Source organism: Tamlana sp. s12, from assembly GCF_016767215.1.
In the GTDB taxonomy this organism is placed as follows: Bacteria; Bacteroidota; Bacteroidia; order Flavobacteriales; family Flavobacteriaceae; genus Pseudotamlana; species Pseudotamlana agarivorans.
Map to the genome: position 1 here is coordinate 3,077,912 of NZ_CP068547.1, position 18,529 is coordinate 3,096,440.

Sequence of the window (18,529 nt, forward strand, 5' to 3'; positions counted from 1 at the left end):
TAGTTATTAACGAAAAAATCAAACTGAAATACCTACTCGAAATGAGATTAAATTACTTCTTGGTCATATTTACACTTTTAAGCTGTAAGTTTATGTTCTCACAGCGCATAATCGTTAACGACGCAGTAGACTTAACCACATTAATTCAGGACAATCTTGTTGATGGTTGTGTTAACATCAGTAATATTAACTCTCCTGTTAATGGTACATCAAGCGGATTTTCAAGTTACGCCTATTTTGAAAGAGGGAACTCAAATTTCCCGTTTGCCAATGGTATTATGCTGAGTACAGGAGGGGCTTCATCAGGGGGGAATTCTGTAATCACCCCTACCCTTAGTGAGGGCTCTACCACTTGGGGTACCGACCCCGATTTAGAAGCAGCTTTAGGAACATCTAACGTCCACCTCAATGCCACGGCTATAGAATTCGATTTCGTTTCAATTTCCAACCAGTTTCAATTCAATTATATTTTAGCTTCAGAAGAATATTTCGACGTTTACCCCTGTCATTTTTCAGATGGTTTTGTTTTTTTAATCAAAGAAGAAGGCACCGCAGACCCTTTCCGAAACATCGCTCTCATTCCTAACACTAATATTCCTGTAAATACCAATACTGTTCACGATGAAATTTTTGGAGTTTGCCCTGCCGAAAACAAAGCCTATTTTGATGGTTACAATGTTGGCGACACGAATTATAACGGACGTACCACCGTATTAACGGCTTCGGGTACCATTAAACCTAATGTTAAATACCGTATCAAATTAATCATTGCCGACCAAACCAACGGAGGGTATGATTCTGCTGTTTTTATTGAAGGTGATAGTTTTAGAGTTTTAGACTTAGGAGAGGATATTACAACATGCGAACCTACAGTAGCTATAGATGCCAACATACAAAACCCAGCTGCTTCTTATGCTTGGTATCTAAATAACACTTTAATTCCAGGTGCGGGAAACGCCACCTATAATGCCACACAAGATGGTACCTATCGTGTTGAAGTTTCTGTGCCCGTTAACGGATCCATTTGTGTAGAACAGGATGACATTGCTATCGTTCTCAATACTGAAGAACCTATGCAAACACTGTCCGATTACACACTATGCGACGATGGTAGTGTTAGTAACACGCGAGAATTCGACTTATCTACTAAAGATTCTCAAGTTGCTTCACTAAGTCCTTTTACTAACTTTGACTTTAGCTATCACTTATCAGATTCCGATGCTCGGAACAACCAAAACCCAATTACGGCACCAATAACGAATAATAGCCCTACTCAAACCATTTATGTTAGAGTTCAAGATTTAGATGGCAATTGTTATGCCTACTCAACCTTTAACATTGCTGTTAACCCATTACCTAACATTATCACCCCTACACCATTGGAAGTATGTGATAGCGATGAAACCCCAGACGGCTTTGCGGTTATAGATTTAAGCGTAAAAACCGATGAAATCACTGGAGGCAATCCCGATTTATATGTGTCTTACCATTATAATGCTCTTGATGTTACCACTGGGGCCAACCCAATTCCTTACCCGTACATCAACACCAACACGCCAAATGAAATGGTTTATGTTCGTGCGGTTGACATCAATACACGTTGTTCTACAACCACAACTCTCGATGTTAATATTCAAATTAGTCCGATTGTTAATACCGACCCGCAATACATTGATGCCTGTGATACCGATTTGGACGGGCATGCTTTTTTCGATTTAACTGAAGTTTTAGATGATATACTAAACGGCTTAACAGGCGTAACAACAACTTTTCATGTTAGTTATTCTGATGCCGATAATGGCACCAATCCTGTGGCAGATGAAACCAATTACGAGTTTATAAATGGTATCGATGAGCCCGGATACACGACTATGTTTTTAAGGGTTGAAGATAATACAACAGGCTGTGCCTCGGTGGTTCCTTTTGAAATTCACACCAACTTGTTACTAACAGCGACTGATACTGGCGATTTTGCCTTGTGTGATGAAAATGACGATAGCTCCGATACGGCCTTATTTAATCTTTTTTCTGTTGAAACTTTTATTATTAATGACTTGCCCTACCCGATTACGGTTGATTTTTACGAATCTGAAGCCGATAGAGCTAGCGGAAATAGCTTAGATAAAAACCAGTTTTTTGAAGCAACGAGTCCGCACACCTTATACATTTCCATGGGATATGGCTCCTGTACCAATGAAGCCGAAATAAACCTAAGAGTGAATCCTATTTTACTTTTTAATAGTCCGCCATTAGCGTATTGTGATGATGATGACGACGGATTTACGAGTATTGATTTGGAATCCTTAGACGACACTATTACCAATAGCAACCCTAATTTTACGGTGAGTTATTTTGAAACTGAAACTGCTGCTGAAAACAACGACACCTCACAACGATTACCTCGTTTTTTTAACAATACGACTGCCACAACCACATTATATGCTCGTATTGAAAGCATTGGAGCTACAGGCTGTTCTACTGTTAATGAATTTCAAATTGAAGTACTTACTGCTCCCGCAACCAATCAGCCAAGTGATATTGTTATTTGTGATAGCGATCAGGATGGCTATGCGGTTATCAACTTGAATAATAAAATCTCTGAAATTACTTCAAGTACTTCTAGCTTTGACGTTTCTTTTTATACCAGTCTAAACGACGCCAATAATAATACCAACGAAATCCCTGTCTCCGAGCATACCAGCTACAATACCAATACACAAACTATTTTCGCGCGTATCAAAGATCCTACAGATCCAACGGGTTGTTATGCCATTGAAACTTTTGAAGCGATTATTAATACCTTACCTGTATTCCCTGCTATAAGCAATTATCAAATCTGTGAATCATCAGGAGCCAGTGTAGCCGATTTTTATCTTTACGAAAAAGATGCTGAAATTTTAGATGGCCAAACCGGTAAAGAGGTGTTTTACTTTGAAGATGCTGCCCTAACCATACCTATTCCTAAAAATACGGCCTACCAGAATACATCTAGAATGCAAACCATTTACGTTCGTGTAGAAAATATTTCGGATCCTAGTTGTTTTGGCACGTCTTCATTTACCTTACAGGTTTCTCCCGATCCGATTTACAATCCAATAAGACCATATTTAGTGTGCGACGATATTACGAACGATGGAAAACATGAATTTCATTTTCAAGATAAAGTAGACGAAATCACTCAAGGTATATCAGATGTTTTAAATGTTTCGTTTCACGAATCACGACATGATGCTGATAATAACCTCAACCCCTTGCCTGAGGTCTATACAAACATAACCAACCCACAAACCGTTTACATTAGAATTGAAAGTGACGATTCGCTTTGCCATGTGGTTGAGGAGTTAGGTATCAACATTATTGTTGCCCCTGAAATTACAGAAGCTTCGCCGCTAATTAATTGTGACACCGATTATGATGGCATCACTACTTTCGACTTAACGACAGCGGATTTCGACATATTAGATCGTGTGCAAACCGATCTTATAATCAATTATTTTAATGCTTTTGAAGATATCAATCACGATGATGGCTTAGACAATGCTAAGGAAATTACCGATCCTGCAAATTTCATGTCAGAAGCAAAAACGGTTTACATTAAAGTTGCTAATACCCTAACGGGATGTTTTAGTGTTATCCCTTTAGAACTTTTAGTTAATCGTCCTCCAAACATCAATACGATTGGCAGTTACGCCATTTGCCACAATGCTTCTAAAACGGTAGATCTAACTACAATAAGTCCGTTGATAGTTGATGATCCTTCTGCTGTTAATATTAACTACTACAACAATTTAACCGATGCAGAAACCAGCACGGCACCGTTAGCTCCAACGTATAATTACACAGCCAATAGGCACACGCTATTCGTTCGAGTGTCTAACCCTACTACCGGCTGTTATATCATTGATGCATTCGATTTGATTATTAATGAAAACCCTTTAGCTCATACCCCTCCAGATTTAGAACATTGCGATGACGATTTTGACGGACAATATGTTTTTGATTTAACGTCAAACACGGCCGCTATTCTGGGCACACAATCACCATCACTTTTTACGGTGAACTACTTTATGACACTAAATGATGCTGAAGAAAATACCAATCCGTTACCTTCCTCATATACAGCCTTCGACGGCGAAACCATTTTTGCTCGTGTAGAAAACACGAACACTGGCTGTGTTAGTACTACCGAATTCAATATCATTTTGCATCCCTTACCTATAATTCCTATTGAAGATGTAGTGACACTTTGCCGGGAATCGTCACCTTTGTACATTGACGCCAATACGGGTGAAGCCGGAGATACCTACTTTTGGACAACCAGTGTAAACGCGTCGGTGAATAATTCAACAGCCTCTAGTATTTTAATAGATGCCAGTCAGTTAGGCGAATATTCGGTTGAAGTGACTACGCCAAATATGTGTAGTTATACTAAAACTTTCACGGTTATAGAATCAGAGCAAGCCGAAATCAACTTCACCTCCAGCATTGATTTTTCAGATCCCAATCAAATTTCCGTAGATATAAACATGGGAAGAATTGGCGACTATGTTTATATTTTAGATGGAGGCTCCCCTCAAACCTCTTCTGTTTTTGAAAATGTGAGTTTTGGAAATCACACCGTTACAGTTCGTGATTTAAATGGCTGTATGGATATTTCTAAAGATGTTTTTGTTTTTGACATTCCTAAATTTTTCACACCAAACAATGATGGTTTTTATGACACTTGGCACATCATTGGCGCCGATCAGCTCCCTGGAAGCTATGTGTATATTTACAACCGCTTTGGAAAACTCCTAAAAACACTAAGACATTCATCACCAGGATGGAATGGTACATTTAATGGCGAAAACATGCCTACTGATGATTATTGGTATGTGGCAAAAATTATCCAAAATGGAAATGAAATGGAAATAAAAGGCCACTTTACTTTAAAACGATAGCTTGTAAATTTTGCTTAATTTTGCAACATGCAATTTAAAGTCGAATCAGAGTTTAGTCCCACTGGAGATCAGCCGCAAGCCATAAAACAGCTAGTGAATGGCATCAATGAAAACGAAAAATATCAAACCCTTCTAGGTGTTACCGGTTCGGGAAAAACCTTCACCGTGGCCAATGTTATACAAGAAGTACAACGCCCTACCCTAGTTTTAGCACATAATAAAACTTTAGCAGCACAGTTGTACTCGGAGTTTAAACAGTTTTTCCCAAACAATGCGGTAGAGTATTTTGTGTCCTATTACGACTATTACCAGCCCGAAGCTTACATTCCCGTTTCAGGTGTTTATATAGAAAAAGACCTCTCTATTAATGAAGAAATAGAAAAAATGCGATTAAGCACGACCTCGTCACTCCTTTCTGGAAGACGTGATGTATTGGTTGTCGCTTCTGTGTCTTGTTTATATGGTATCGGGAATCCGGTAGAATTTCAAAAAAACGTGATTACTTTAGAATGTGACCAGGTCATTTCCAGAACCCAGCTTTTACATCAACTTGTGCAAAGTTTGTATTCTCGTACGGAAGCCGATTTTAAACATGGTAACTTCAGAATTAAAGGCGATACAGTAGATATTTTTCCGAGCTATGCCGATGATGCTTTCAGAATTCATTTTTTTGGTGATGAAATTGAAGAGATCGAATCTTTCGACATTCAAACCAACCAAGTTGTTGAAAAATACGAGCGCCTAACCATTTACCCTGCCAACATGTTTGTGACATCACAAGATGTTTTACAAGGAGCCATAAAAAGTATTCAGGATGATTTAGTAATTCAACATGATTATTTCAAAGAAATAGGCAAACATTTAGAAGCCAAACGCCTTAAAGAACGTACCGAATTTGATCTTGAAATGATTCGAGAATTAGGCTATTGTTCTGGTATTGAAAACTATTCGCGTTATTTGGACGGACGATTACCAGGCACAAGACCTTTCTGCTTACTGGACTATTTTCCTGATGATTACTTGATGGTTATCGATGAAAGTCATGTTACCGTTTCGCAGGTTCACGCCATGTACGGTGGTGATAAAAGCCGAAAAGAAAACTTGGTTGAATATGGTTTCAGATTGCCTGCTGCCATGGACAACCGTCCTTTAAAATTTGAAGAATTCGAGTCTTTACAAAACCAAGTGATTTATGTAAGCGCGACGCCCGCCGATTATGAATTGGAAAAAACCGATGGTGTTTATGTCGAACAAGTCATTCGCCCTACAGGTTTACTAGACCCCATCATTGAAGTACGCCCTAGTTTGAATCAAATAGATGATTTAATTGAAGAAATCCAGCAACGGGTTGAAAAAGATGAACGTACTCTTGTAACGACTTTAACCAAGCGTATGGCGGAAGAACTCACTAAATACTTAGATCGTATTCAAATTCGTTGTCGTTATATCCATAGTGATGTGGACACTTTAGAACGGGTTGAAATCATGCAAGATTTACGTAAAGGCCTATTTGATGTTTTAGTTGGTGTTAACTTACTTCGTGAAGGTTTAGATTTGCCAGAAGTGTCATTAGTTGCAATTATAGATGCCGACAAAGAAGGTTTTTTACGTTCGGCTAGGTCTTTAACGCAAACGGTTGGACGTGCCGCAAGAAACTTAAACGGAAAAGCTATTATGTATGCTGATAAGATTACAAAAAGCATGCAAAAAACCATTGATGAAACCAATTACCGTCGTGAGAAACAAATAGCATACAACACTAAGCATCATTTAAAACCAAAAGCACTAAATAAAAGCTTAGATAATGTGCTATCGAAAAACTCGGTAAGCACTTACAGCTACGAATTGGAAGCTGCTAGAGCTGCAGAGCCAGAAAGCGCATACCTTAGCAAACCAGAACTTGAAAAGAAAATACGTGAAAAGCGAAAGCTTATGGAAGAGGCTGCTAAAGCATTAGATTTTTTAGTAGCAGCAAAATTACGTGATGAAATAAAAAGCTACCAAGATAAATTAGAAAAGCTAAAAGTGTAAACTTTTAGCTTTTAATGGGCTATCAATGGCCTATAAAATGAAAAGAGAGAACGGTTTAATTATAATGCGTTTTAAAAATATCGATTAATACATCGGGCGGTACAATTTTATTCGGAAAGCTCTCCATGAGATAGAGTACTTTCGTTATTGACTCGTGACTTAAACCCATACGCAATCCGAAATTATATAGCTTTATAGCGCCTTTAGAATTATTGTTATCACCAAACTTCTGTTCAATATTTAATAACAATACTAATCTATGAAACTGAACGATGCGTTCGCTATGCGATTTTAAATGCGTATAGTCAATAGGGTTATCTAGTAAATAATCAAAATCATGTCTAGATATTTCCAACTGTTTAGCAACACCTAATAAAAAATTGTATTCTATACGATTAATGTCATTATCATATTTTGCAAAAGCAATCATTTCAGACAATAGACTTAATTTCTCGAGCTTATTAATCATGTTTTGAGGGAGTTAATGCGTTACACTATAAATTTAAACAGAAAAAACCATTATATATCGTTGAATCTTAACGTCTTATCGAAAAAATGCAGGTATTTTATCGTAAATTTTATTGCGTTTATCAGTTTCACTTTAAAATACATCTTAAATAATTGCATTTTATCTAAACTACTTTTAAATAACAATTACAAACACACAACACAAATAATTGATTATTAGATTTTTAGACCAATAAAAATAAGACTTCATAGTCTTCAATAAAAAAAGTACCTTTACCGATGCATCAAAACGCTAAATCTTCGTCTTTTGTGGTTACAAATAGATGAAATGAGTAAATACAGAAACTATGACGAATAATGATATCTTTAAAAAATTACGTGTAGCCCTAAAACTTCGGGATGATGACATAGTAAAAATTTTAGAGCTCGTTGATTTTAGGATTACTAAAAGTGAACTTGGCGCTTTTTTCAGAAAAGAAGATCACCCAAAATATATGGAGTGTGGTGACCAAATTCTTCGTAATTTTTTAAATGGACTGGTCATTCATATGCGTGGACCGATGCCTAAAAAAGGAGAAACTCCCAAACCTAAAAAATAAGTATTTGGTTTTCTTAACTACATACACCTCGACATCGTTACTTTTTTATTATAAGTTGAATTAATAACCCTATGTTAATATTGGGTAAATTAATCAATCATTAGATTGCCAATAACTTAACATTTTATCGAGTACATATCGCGCTATTACTCTTAATATACCAATAACCTAAGCGTAAACTAGAATTTTAACATTTCCCTTTTTCATATTATAAATTTGTGTTTCATTTTTTCTTGATGCTATGCCTTGAGAAAATTAATGTAAACCCCAAATAAATTATTATGAAAAAGAACTACACATTACTGTGTTTATACTTTTTTAGTATAAGCATAACGTGTCTCCACGCACAAACAGATACCTCCAGATGGATGCATGGTTGGACAAATTTTCAACCCAATTTAGAACGTTACTTTGAAGCCGATACCAAAATTCCTGCAATGATTACTGAGGATTTTACGCTTACAAAAAACAAAGTATATCTCATGTCTGGTAATGTTTACGTTGTAAACGGTGCCACATTAATCATTGAACCTGGTACAACAATTCGATGCGATCATACTAACCCTGCTAGTTTACTGGTAGCCAAAGGTGCAAAACTTATTGCTGAAGGATCGAAGTTTGAGCCTATCATATTCACGTCTAATAAACCCGCCAAATCAAGACAAACAGGCGATTGGGGCGGAATTGTCATCTTAGGAAATGGCAAATTAAACACAGGCTCTGGCATTGCAAAAGTAGAAGGGAATTTTGCTCCACAATACGCTTTGTATGGTGGCGATAACCCAGAAGAAGAAACAGCCATAATAAAATATGTACGTATTGAATATCCTGGTCGTAAAATAAATGAAGCTAAAGAGTTAAACGGATTAACACTTTGCGGTATTGGCTCCAAAACCATTTTAGAAAACATTATGATTAGTTATTCTGCCGACGATGCTTTTGAGTGGTTTGGAGGCCAAGGTGATTTCAGTAATTTAATTTCATACAAATCTAAAGATGATGATTTCGATATTACCAACGGATTTCAAGGTAGTCTAACACATATTCTCGCGGTAAGACATCCTTATATTTCAGATGTAAGTGGCTCTTATGCGATTGAAATTGATGGTTATACTTCTGAAAATTTCCAACCAATGGACGAGCATTTATCCTCATTAAAAGTGTCGTATGCCACTATAATAAACTTGGCTAATCTAGAAAGTACTCCTTTTATAAAAGCGGCAATTTCTGCAAAGTCACATGCCTATGTTTCAGTGGAGTATTCATCTATTTCTGGATTTGCTCATGTGATAAAACTAGACCAATCTTATGTGGATTCCAGTGACATTGTGAATAAAATAAGCCTAGAAAACAACCTATTTAATATTAGCGATCAGGGATTAAACTACCGAAAAAATACCATTTACCACCCTAATGGATTCTTTGCTAGTAATGTTTTCACTAAAGGATTTAGCAATCCGGAAGATCTATACATTGCGCCCCTAGATGATGCACGCCCATCTTTCGTTTTAAAATCTACCGAAATGAAAAATAACCTCGGACAACCTATTTCATTAAGTCATTAACAATTAACTAACCATCCAAAAATGAATAAAATTTTACTTAGTATCTCCATTATAATAATGGGAAGCTCAATTATAAACGCACAATCGGTTAATACATTTTTTACCAAATCAGATCGTATAAATAAATTTCATACCATCGATGACTTAGAAGGATTGGGAAAAGGAGATTTGGTAAGTCTATACGCCGATCGCTTTGCTGAAATAACTAAAATAATGCCTTTCATGGCCATTACTACCAAATCGGATCAAAAATTACAAGATGTTGGAATCCGTGAAAACTCCGAAAACTTAAAATTATTAAGCAAGTATAAGGAAGATGAACGTGAGCGCATCAAAGCTAGCAACAACTTAATAGCTGACTTTGTAGCTTATGCCGATAGCGAAAATATAATATGGTCTATTCTTTATATGGAGGATATTATTAAGAAGCTGAGACTTGGCTTTCACGGGAATTTTTAGACTCTATCGAGAGTTATAGGTTTTATGCAATGGGTAAGTATATTATTATTTTATAAGGAAAAGACATAACGCTTGAAGGTATTGATTATTTATTATTGATAATTGATTATTAATTCTTTAATTAAACCTCGTTCAAAATTGTCAAACCTATTCTATTGTCGAGGTATCTCTTTATGACTTTACAGTTCAGCAATTTTCTGTGATTCATATGACCAATAATGACACGAATTGTAATATCGAGTTTATCAAGGTACATCTGTAACCTTATAACTTTATAACTTCAATTCTATAAAACAAAAATCTCCGAAAGTTAAAACTCTCGGAGATTTTTTATGTAAAGTGTTTATTTAAAACGCTTATAACTATTCAGCAAGTACTTGTTGTACTTTATCTGCAGCTTCTTGGAATTCAGTAGCACTTAATACAGCTAAACCAGAATTGTCAATTAATTCTTTAGCGATATCAGCATTTGTTCCTTGTAAACGTACAATAATTGGCACATTGATGTTACCCATGTTTTTGTAAGCATCAATAACACCTTGAGCTACACGGTCACAACGTACAATACCACCAAAAATATTAATTAAGATTGCTTTTACAGCAGGGTCTTTTAAGATGATTTTAAAAGCTGCTTCAACACGAGCTGCATCGGCAGTACCACCAACATCTAAGAAGTTAGCTGGCTCTCCACCTGCTTGCTTAATTAAATCCATAGTTGCCATCGCTAAACCAGCACCGTTAACCATACACCCAACGTTTCCGTCAAGGTCAACATAGTTTAAGCCAAGTTCTCCAGCTTCAACTTCAATAGCGCTTTCTTCACGAACATCACGTAAATCTACGTAATTTTTATGTCTGTATAAGGCATTGTCATCGATAGTTACTTTAGCATCAACAGCCATGATTTTATCATCACTTGTTTTTAACACAGGGTTGATTTCAAATAAAGAAGAATCAGATTTTACGTAAGCAGTATATAAAGCAGTTACGAATTTTGTCATCTCTTTAAAAGCAACACCCGATAAACCTAAGTTAAACGCGATACGTCTTGCTTGGAAAGGCACTAATCCTACGATAGGATCAATTTCTTCAGTAAAAATTAAATGAGGTGTTTCTTCAGCAACAGTTTCGATATCCATTCCGCCTTCTGTAGAATACATAATCATGTTACGACCTGTTGCTCTGTTTAATAAAACAGAAACATAAAACTCACTAGTTTCACTTTCACCTGGATAGTATACATCTTCGGCAACTAAAACTTGGTGTACTCTTTTACCTTCTGCAGAAGTTTGAGGCGTTATCAAATCCATACCAATGATTTGTCCTGCAATTTCTTCAACTTCTTGAAGGTTTTTTGCAAGTTTAACTCCGCCACCTTTACCACGACCACCAGCGTGAATCTGTGCTTTAATAACATGCCAGCTCGTTCCGGTTTCACTAGTTAATTGCTTTGCAGCAGCTACTGCTTCTTGAGCATTCTGTGCAACAATACCTCTTTGGATACGAACTCCAAAACTACTCAATATCTCTTTACCTTGATATTCGTGTAAATTCATAATTTGCTAATTGTTTAAGAAAAAAGCAAATATATATGATAGGCTTTACTTACCCTAATATTTAATAGTGAAAACAAGAATAAGTTTTCATATAAAAGTTAAATAATTAACACTTTGTTTATTTTGTATAATTTTTTATTTATTCCTTTTTTTTATTCAACAAAGAAATATCTTTGCCAAAAATTTTAAAATTATGTTAGATAGTCAATTGCTTAAAATTGCAGAAGATTTTGGAAGTCCTGTTTATGTTTATGATGCTGAAAAAATTGAATTTCAATATCACCGATTAACAAACGCCTTTAAGAATGTTAAGAAATTAAAACTTAATTATGCGGTTAAGGCACTATCTAACATCTCTATTTTAAAGCTTTTTAAATCTTTAGGTTCTGGCATTGATACCGTTTCTATCCAAGAAGTACAACTTGGATTAGCCGCTGGTTTTTTACCTGAGCAAATTATTTTCACGCCTAATGGGGTTTCGTTATCAGAAATTGAAGAAGCGGCTAAATTAGGTGTAAAAATTAATATCGATAACCTTTCTATTTTAGAGCAGTTTGGTACCAAACACCCTAACGTGCCTGTTTGTATTCGTATTAATCCACATGTAATGGCTGGAGGAAATGCTAATATTTCTGTGGGACATATAGATTCTAAATTTGGAATTTCAATCCATCAAATACCTCACATTTTACGTATTGTTGAAAATACTAAAATGCACATTAACGGTATTCACATGCATACAGGAAGTGATATTTTAGATATTGAAGTATTTCTTTACGCTAGTGAAATTTTATTTGAAACAGCGAAACAATTTAAAGATTTAGACTTTATTGATTTTGGGTCTGGATTTAAAGTACCGTACAAAGCAGGAGACATTGAAACCAATATTGAAGAATTGGGTGAGAAATTATCGGCTAGATTTAATGATTTCTGTAAAGAATATGGAAAAGATTTAACCTTAGCTTTCGAACCTGGAAAATTTTTAGTGAGTGAATCTGGTAGTTTTTTAACGCATGTTAACGCCGTTAAACAAACGACATCAACGGTTTTTGCTCAAGTTGATTCAGGCTTTAATCACTTAATTCGCCCCATGCTTTACGGTTCGCATCATGATATTGTAAACATTTCAAATCCTAACGGGCGTGAGCGTTTCTATACGGTTGTGGGATACATTTGTGAAACAGATACCTTTGGTAACAACAGAAGAATTAACGAGATTACAGAAGGTGATGTTTTATGCTTTAGAAATGCGGGTGCTTATTGCTTCTCTATGGCTAGTAACTACAATTCAAGGTTTAAACCTGCTGAAGTTTTATGGTATAATAATGAAGCGAAGCTTATTAGAAAACGTGAAACTTTTGAAGACATTCTTAAAAATCAAGTTGAAGTAGATTTTTCACCTAAAAAGAAAGTGGCTGTTTCTAAATAAATAGAACTTTCAATAAAAATTAAAAATCCTCTTTAAACGATCTGTTTTAAAGAGGATTTTTTATATCTATTAACGGTCTCATGTATGATTAGTGGCGTGATTTAGCACCGAATTTAACAAATAGAAACCGAATAGAATATTCCTGCGAAATATTCGTAAACAAGCTCGAACTAGCCTTTAATTATACACCTTGTTGCTAGTAGTACTTTTTTCAATCGTAATGAAATCTGCATTTTGCAATCAATATTTCATCTTCTCTATATTGATAAATCAGTCTATGTTCGCTATCAATTCGTCGTGACCAAAATCCTGCGTATTTATGCTTTAGCGGTTCGGGTTTTCCAACTCCGTCAAAAGGGTTTCTAGCGATGTCTTTGAGAAGTTCATTTATTTTCTTCAGCTTTTTTTTGTCCGTTTTTTGCCAATACAGATAATCTTCCCAAGACTCGTCAACGAATATATACTTCATTTTAACCTTCGATTAGGTCTTTACTAAAAGCAGTTCCGTTTTTTAGCTTGTTAATTGCAGAGTCTAATCTTAACTCATTCTTTCGTGAGGAAAGTTCGTGATTTGTAGCCATTAAAGAATTGTATTCTTGCAATGACATAACCACAATCCCAGAATCTTTTCCACGATTTATTATCAAAGTCTCAAAGTTCTTCACAACTCTGTCCAAGTAGCTTTTAATATCTTTTCTGAAATCAGAAACAGTTGTTATTAGCATAATGTCGTATTTTATTAAGTACAAATATATGTACAAAACATGGTTTACGCAATTTTTTTGTATTGCTGGCAACTATAAAAGTATTTATGCTTTCAACTTTCCTGCAAAAACACTCACCTTAGAATTAAACGGATTTCCAGAAGCACGCCTTAGCATTACTATTTGTCCGCAATGCCAAGTAGCATCAGCAATTGGACCATTAATGATATTCCAAAAAGGAACTTCAGTTTCGTCTAAGTTAATAGGGTTTTCAGTGTCTCGCAACATATCAGATACTAATTTCAAATTTAATAGGGTCTGCCTTCGCTGCGCTTCAAAACCTATTACTTCGTTATTTAAATCTTTATCATGGCTAAGCATCGCGTTTCTAATAAATTTAGACAAGCCATAGATATGTTCAATAGTTTCCGCACTTGTTCTTCCTGACTCGCTGCATTTGTGATTCAAATCTTTTTCAGTTAAGCCATCTGTAGCCCAAAAATATCTAAATCCTAAGCCATCAATCATACGAGCTGCAACAGTTCCTGCTGTATAGGTTTCTGGTGCCTCGGGAATTTCATAAAATGGCAATTTTTCTGAAGTCATATTATCTTGTGCATTTCCTGTAAATACTATCAGACTTAATATTATAAGGAGTTTGAATTTGTTCACGAACATCATAAATTATTTTTAACGCCAAATATAATACTTCTAAAAACCTTTAAGTAATCTCCTAATTCAACTTCCAAAACACGTCAAACTGTCCTGGTTTATCAAGAATATTACTTAAAGATTATTCGGTTTCTAATTGCTTTTTATACTCCTTAAGATGTACTTTAATGGCATCATCTAATTCTGGTTCCTTAATGTCATCAAATTGTTTTAGGGTTTCGTATATAATTTTTGCAACTAATAAACGTGCAGAAGGTTTGTCGTCGGCAGGGATATTATACCAAGGCGCATGAGGTTTAGAAGTTCTATTAATAGCATCTTCATAACAATCTTGATAAAGGTCCCAAAGTTTACGTTCCTTTAAATCACCAGGCGAGAATTTCCAATTCTTTTCTTGTTTATTCAAACGACGTAGCAACCTGTGTTTCTGTTCCGATTTAGAAAGATTTAAAAAGAATTTAAAAATAAGTGTTCCGTTTTGAGCCACATGTTTTTCAAAATTATTTATTTGCTCAAAACGTTTATCCCAAAAAGCATCATCGACATCATCAACGCTATGGATATTTGGTAAATTTTCACCTAAAACATATTCAGGGTGTACACGGGTTACCAAAACATTTTCATAATGTGTTCTATTAAAAACACCAAATTTTCCTCGAGCAGGTAAAGCGATGTAGTGGCGCCAAATAAAATCATGTTTTAACTCTAATTCTGTAGGCACTTTAAAGCTGTGAACTACAACACCACGGGCATTAAAATCTTTAAAAACCTCACGAATTAAACTATCTTTCCCCGCTGTGTCCATACCTTGTAAACAAATTAAAACGGCATATTTACCATGCGCATATAAGGTATCTTGAAGCTTTCCTAGTTTTTTTCTAACCTTTTTTAGTTCCTTTTCAGCATCGTCAAAAACGACTTTGGTTTGGGAGTTTTTTAAAGATATTTCTGATGTGATTTTATAGTGATTAATATCCATACAAGTTCATTTTAGTTAACAATTCGATTAATTATAGGTTAAATATAGTAAATCTAAAATTTGAAATAGAAGACACCGCTTGGTTTCATATATTTTCTATATCTTGGACCTACCTATTTATGTTAACCCTAAGTTTATGAAAAATTATTACCTACTATTTTTTCTAACGGCCTCTATGGTTGTTAGTGCCCAAACCAGATGTGACAATGCAAATTCCTACCTCGGAAATGCCTATTCTCATGTTAAAGATTCCTATGAATCCAATAATATTAGTCACTTAAAACACTATGCCAACAGATCGGTAGAGTCTTTTAAACTTGCTAAGGAAGCTCTTAGTTTTTGTAACTGTGATAAAGCTGTAGAACTTGCTGAAAAAAGCATCGAAGTGTTAGCTAAAGTTGAAGCTGCTGAAACTTACGAAGACGGACGCTTTTTTGTAAAACGCGGTCGTGAATTTAGCAAAGAAAGTCTGATTGAAATTGACAAATGTGCTTATAATCAATATCAAAAAGTAGCACCATTAACGACAAGTGTCGCTGTTTCTAATACTTCTAATAGTCCTGATTTATCAGATTTACAACAAGAGCAGTTAAAATTAAAGCAACAGCAAGAGGCTTTAAAGTTAAAGGCTGAACAAATTAAAATGCAATTGGCTCAGCAAGAAGCTCAAGAATTAGCGCTTAGAAAGCAGCAAATTATCAAATCTTATAAAGCAAGGATTTTAGAAAATGTGAAATCTTACAATGAAACTTTAAAGGTTTATGGCAGTAACACTCCAATAAATTTTGAAGAAACTGTTATTGATATGGAAACAAAGTCTGTCACTGAGATTAAAAGTCATTACATCAATGAAATGAAAGCTATCACCAAAAACTATTTGGATGCTTTAAACCAATGTGAAGCAAGTTAAAACGAACTTGTTAATATCATAAAAAAAGCTGTTAGACGAATCTAACAGCTTTTTTTATACCCTAAAGATATTAATATGTCTAAATTATTTAGAAGCAAATAACTTAACATCTTGTTCACTAACTTCTTGTCCGCCTAAAATAATTAAACGCTCAACAACGTTGCGTAGTTCTCTAATATTACCAGTCCAATCGTACTCCTGAAGCTGTTTAATGGCCTTATCGGAAAAACCCTTTTGAGAAGACCCGTTATCTGAAGCTATTTTTTCTGAAAAATGACGAACCAACAAAGGAATATCTTCTCTCCTATTATTTAAAGAAGGAACTTCAATTAAAATAACTGCTAATCGGTGATATAAATCTTCTCGGAAACGCCCTTCTTCAATCTCCTTTTTTAAATTTTTATTGGTAGCAGCAATGACGCGCACATCAACTTTAATATCTCTATCGCTTCCAACACGTTGGATTTTATTTTCTTGTAAAGCACGTAACACTTTAGCCTGTGCCGACAAACTCATGTCTCCAATTTCATCTAAAAAAATGGTGCCTCCATTGGCAGCTTCAAACTTTCCGGCACGATCTTTATTTGCACTGGTAAAAGCACCCTTTACATGACCAAACAACTCACTTTCAATTAATTCCGACGGAATAGCGGCACAGTTAACTTCTATCAAACTGCCTTTAGAACGGGCGCTTTTTTCATGCAACCAATGCGCTACCAACTCCTTCCCTGTTCCGTTTGGCCCAGTAATTAATACCCTAGCATCAGTTGGAGCTACTTTATCTATCATGTCTTTAATTCGAGAAATCGCTTTGCTTTCTCCAATCATGTCATACTTCTTGCTAACTTTTTTCTTCAATATTTTGTTAGCCACTACCAATTCTTTTCTATCTAAAGCATTTCTAACCGTATTCAATAACCGGTTTAAATCTGGCGGTTTAGAAATATAATCGAAAGCCCGTAAACGCATGGTGTTTACCGCTGTGTCTAAATCTCCATGACCAGAAATCATAACCACAGGAACTTCAGCTTTTATTTTTTTTGTAGCTTCAAGAACCTCTACGCCATCCATTTTAGGCATTTTGATATCACAAAGAACCAAGTCGTAATCTTCATTTTTTATTTTTTCAATGCCTTCTAAGCCATCAACAGCTTCATCAACTTGGTAGGTATCGTTTTCTTCAGAAAGAATTTTAACCAAAACACGTCTAATGGCTGCTTCATCTTCAATAACTAATATTCTTGGCATAATGCTATTTTTAGTTCAATTATTAAATTCAATATTTATTGTGGTTTTTGAATGATATGAATATCGCGCTGCGGAAAAGGAATACTCACATTGTGCTCCCTAAAGAGTCTATCAATTTCAAAACGGATATCACTTTTAGGAAATTGAGCTCTAAAGCTATTATTTATTGTAAACACGAGTTTAAAGTCTAAGGAACTAGCTCCAAAATCCATAAAAACAACCGAAGGTTCGGGCTCACTCAATACCAATTCATGGGTTCTTGCTGCCTGAAGCAGTAATTTTTTAACCAACTGCACATCGCTTCCATAGGCCACACCAACATTAACAGACTCTCTTGTTAATGTCCCGTTTTGGGTCCAGTTATAAAGCATATTTTCTAAATACAAATGATTAGGTATCACAAGCACCTTATTATCAATAGTTACCGCTCGGGTGGTTCGTAATTTAATTTCTTCAACACGACCAATTTTTCCTTCAATTTCAATAATATCCCCCACATGGACCGTTTGATCTACTAGTATAAAAATACCAGAAATAATATCTTGAAATAAAGTTTGAAGCGCTAAACCAATACCAATTAAAAGGGCTGCGGAAGCTGCAAAAATAGCGGTTACATTAACCCCTATAGAATCGAAAACTACAAGAATAACAATAATATAAATCAGCCATCGCGCAAATGAAAATACCGTCGTGAATTTCACCTTATCGTCTGGCGGCATTTTTCTGGTAACAATACCTTTAACCCATCGTAAAACATAAGTCGTTACCAATAAAACAATAGCCACTAGTAACACGTATTTCACCTTAAGAACGATCTCATGAGTATCTCCTTCACTCGCGTATGAAAAATCGATGATTTTAAATTCTAAAAACTGAACAATTTTAGCCCAAACACCACTTTCGGTAATGGTTTCGCTAACAGCTTCTACACTTTTCTCTATTTGTTCTGCGGTATCTTGCTGCATCGGT

At 35.4% G+C, this 18,529-nt stretch carries 15 protein-coding genes; 7 read left to right on the top strand and 8 right to left on the bottom strand.

Features of this window, described 5'->3' with window-relative positions; genetic code table 11:
• Positions 1–92: 92 nt before the first annotated feature.
• Positions 93–4,940, top strand: coding sequence for a T9SS type B sorting domain-containing protein (locus JJL45_RS13305; RefSeq protein WP_202664165.1), 4,848 nt, complete (start codon positions 93–95; stop codon positions 4,938–4,940).
• 27 nt (positions 4,941–4,967) lie between these two features.
• On the top strand, positions 4,968–6,971 hold the full coding sequence (gene uvrB, locus JJL45_RS13310; protein WP_068602085.1) for an excinuclease ABC subunit UvrB: 2,004 nt from the start codon (positions 4,968–4,970) through the stop codon (positions 6,969–6,971).
• Between the two features lie 55 nt (positions 6,972–7,026).
• Here the strand turns inward: uvrB and JJL45_RS13315 are convergent, their stop codons facing one another.
• Positions 7,027–7,440 carry a hypothetical protein gene (locus JJL45_RS13315; protein ID WP_068602084.1) on the bottom strand — a complete coding sequence of 138 codons (414 nt, stop codon included), beginning with the start codon at positions 7,438–7,440 and terminating at the stop codon, positions 7,027–7,029.
• Between the two features lie 346 nt (positions 7,441–7,786).
• Between JJL45_RS13315 and JJL45_RS13320 the strand changes: the two genes are divergently transcribed.
• The 3 genes from JJL45_RS13320 to JJL45_RS13330 all read left to right on the top strand — a co-directional run bounded on the left by JJL45_RS13320 (position 7,787) and on the right by JJL45_RS13330 (position 10,062).
• Positions 7,787–8,038, top strand: coding sequence for a DUF1456 family protein (locus JJL45_RS13320; RefSeq protein ID WP_068602082.1), 252 nt, complete (start codon positions 7,787–7,789; stop codon positions 8,036–8,038).
• A gap of 281 nt (positions 8,039–8,319) precedes the next feature.
• The gene (locus JJL45_RS13325; RefSeq protein ID WP_202664166.1) at positions 8,320–9,603 is read left to right on the top strand and encodes a hypothetical protein; all 1,284 of its coding nucleotides are present in this window, start codon (positions 8,320–8,322) and stop codon (positions 9,601–9,603) included.
• A 21-nt stretch (positions 9,604–9,624) separates the two neighbouring features.
• A complete protein-coding gene (locus JJL45_RS13330) occupies positions 9,625–10,062 on the top strand; it encodes a hypothetical protein (RefSeq protein ID WP_202664167.1) in 438 nt (145 codons plus the stop codon).
• Positions 10,063–10,424: 362 nt separating this feature from the next.
• On the opposite strand, the gene sucC is transcribed toward JJL45_RS13330, so the two are convergent.
• Positions 10,425–11,618: an ADP-forming succinate--CoA ligase subunit beta gene (gene sucC / locus JJL45_RS13335; RefSeq protein WP_067146010.1), complete on the bottom strand. Its 1,194-nt coding sequence runs from the start codon at positions 11,616–11,618 to the stop codon at positions 10,425–10,427.
• Positions 11,619–11,811: 193 nt separating this feature from the next.
• Between sucC and lysA the strand changes: the two genes are divergently transcribed.
• Positions 11,812–13,047 (top strand): diaminopimelate decarboxylase, encoded by a 1,236-nt coding sequence (gene lysA, locus JJL45_RS13340; RefSeq protein WP_068602078.1) that lies wholly within the window; start codon positions 11,812–11,814, stop codon positions 13,045–13,047.
• A 211-nt stretch (positions 13,048–13,258) separates the two neighbouring features.
• Here lysA and JJL45_RS13345 read toward each other — a convergent pair whose 3' ends face one another.
• The 4 genes from JJL45_RS13345 to JJL45_RS13360 all read right to left on the bottom strand — a co-directional run bounded on the left by JJL45_RS13345 (position 13,259) and on the right by JJL45_RS13360 (position 15,402).
• Positions 13,259–13,516, bottom strand: a complete 258-nt coding sequence (locus tag JJL45_RS13345) for a Txe/YoeB family addiction module toxin (protein WP_068602076.1) — start codon at positions 13,514–13,516, stop codon at positions 13,259–13,261.
• A 1-nt stretch (position 13,517) separates the two neighbouring features.
• Positions 13,518–13,772, bottom strand: a complete 255-nt coding sequence (locus JJL45_RS13350) for a type II toxin-antitoxin system Phd/YefM family antitoxin (RefSeq protein ID WP_068602074.1) — start codon at positions 13,770–13,772, stop codon at positions 13,518–13,520.
• Positions 13,773–13,856: 84 nt separating this feature from the next.
• On the bottom strand, positions 13,857–14,432 hold the full coding sequence (locus tag JJL45_RS13355; RefSeq protein WP_242521392.1) for a hypothetical protein: 576 nt from the start codon (positions 14,430–14,432) through the stop codon (positions 13,857–13,859).
• Between the two features lie 112 nt (positions 14,433–14,544).
• Positions 14,545–15,402: a PPK2 family polyphosphate kinase gene (locus JJL45_RS13360; RefSeq protein ID WP_067145999.1), complete on the bottom strand. Its 858-nt coding sequence runs from the start codon at positions 15,400–15,402 to the stop codon at positions 14,545–14,547.
• 136 nt (positions 15,403–15,538) lie between these two features.
• Here JJL45_RS13360 and JJL45_RS13365 point away from each other — a divergent pair, with 136 nt between their 5' ends.
• Positions 15,539–16,312, top strand: coding sequence for a hypothetical protein (locus JJL45_RS13365; protein ID WP_068602070.1), 774 nt, complete (start codon positions 15,539–15,541; stop codon positions 16,310–16,312).
• Positions 16,313–16,396: 84 nt separating this feature from the next.
• Here the strand turns inward: JJL45_RS13365 and JJL45_RS13370 are convergent, their stop codons facing one another.
• Positions 16,397–17,560 (bottom strand): sigma-54-dependent transcriptional regulator, encoded by a 1,164-nt coding sequence (locus tag JJL45_RS13370; protein ID WP_068602068.1) that lies wholly within the window; start codon positions 17,558–17,560, stop codon positions 16,397–16,399.
• 35 nt (positions 17,561–17,595) lie between these two features.
• On the bottom strand, positions 17,596–18,525 hold the full coding sequence (locus tag JJL45_RS13375) for a mechanosensitive ion channel family protein (RefSeq protein ID WP_082935853.1): 930 nt from the start codon (positions 18,523–18,525) through the stop codon (positions 17,596–17,598).
• Between the last annotated feature and the right edge of the window lie 4 nt (positions 18,526–18,529).

Bases quoted from the DNA above. Each gene is read 5' to 3' on its own strand.
- JJL45_RS13305 (WP_202664165.1), top strand. From the start codon at position 93: ATGTTCTCACAGCGCATAATCGTTAACGACGCAGTAGACTTAACCACA.
- uvrB (WP_068602085.1), top strand. From the start codon at position 4,968: ATGCAATTTAAAGTCGAATCAGAGTTTAGTCCCACTGGAGATCAGCCG.
- JJL45_RS13315 (WP_068602084.1), bottom strand. From the start codon at position 7,440: ATGATTAATAAGCTCGAGAAATTAAGTCTATTGTCTGAAATGATTGCT.
- JJL45_RS13320 (WP_068602082.1), top strand. From the start codon at position 7,787: ATGACGAATAATGATATCTTTAAAAAATTACGTGTAGCCCTAAAACTT.
- JJL45_RS13325 (WP_202664166.1), top strand. From the start codon at position 8,320: ATGAAAAAGAACTACACATTACTGTGTTTATACTTTTTTAGTATAAGC.
- JJL45_RS13330 (WP_202664167.1), top strand. From the start codon at position 9,625: ATGAATAAAATTTTACTTAGTATCTCCATTATAATAATGGGAAGCTCA.
- sucC (WP_067146010.1), bottom strand. From the start codon at position 11,618: ATGAATTTACACGAATATCAAGGTAAAGAGATATTGAGTAGTTTTGGA.
- lysA (WP_068602078.1), top strand. From the start codon at position 11,812: ATGTTAGATAGTCAATTGCTTAAAATTGCAGAAGATTTTGGAAGTCCT.
- JJL45_RS13345 (WP_068602076.1), bottom strand. From the start codon at position 13,516: ATGAAGTATATATTCGTTGACGAGTCTTGGGAAGATTATCTGTATTGG.
- JJL45_RS13350 (WP_068602074.1), bottom strand. From the start codon at position 13,772: ATGCTAATAACAACTGTTTCTGATTTCAGAAAAGATATTAAAAGCTAC.
- JJL45_RS13355 (WP_242521392.1), bottom strand. From the start codon at position 14,432: ATGATGTTCGTGAACAAATTCAAACTCCTTATAATATTAAGTCTGATA.
- JJL45_RS13360 (WP_067145999.1), bottom strand. From the start codon at position 15,402: ATGGATATTAATCACTATAAAATCACATCAGAAATATCTTTAAAAAAC.
- JJL45_RS13365 (WP_068602070.1), top strand. From the start codon at position 15,539: ATGAAAAATTATTACCTACTATTTTTTCTAACGGCCTCTATGGTTGTT.
- JJL45_RS13370 (WP_068602068.1), bottom strand. From the start codon at position 17,560: ATGCCAAGAATATTAGTTATTGAAGATGAAGCAGCCATTAGACGTGTT.
- JJL45_RS13375 (WP_082935853.1), bottom strand. From the start codon at position 18,525: ATGCAGCAAGATACCGCAGAACAAATAGAGAAAAGTGTAGAAGCTGTT.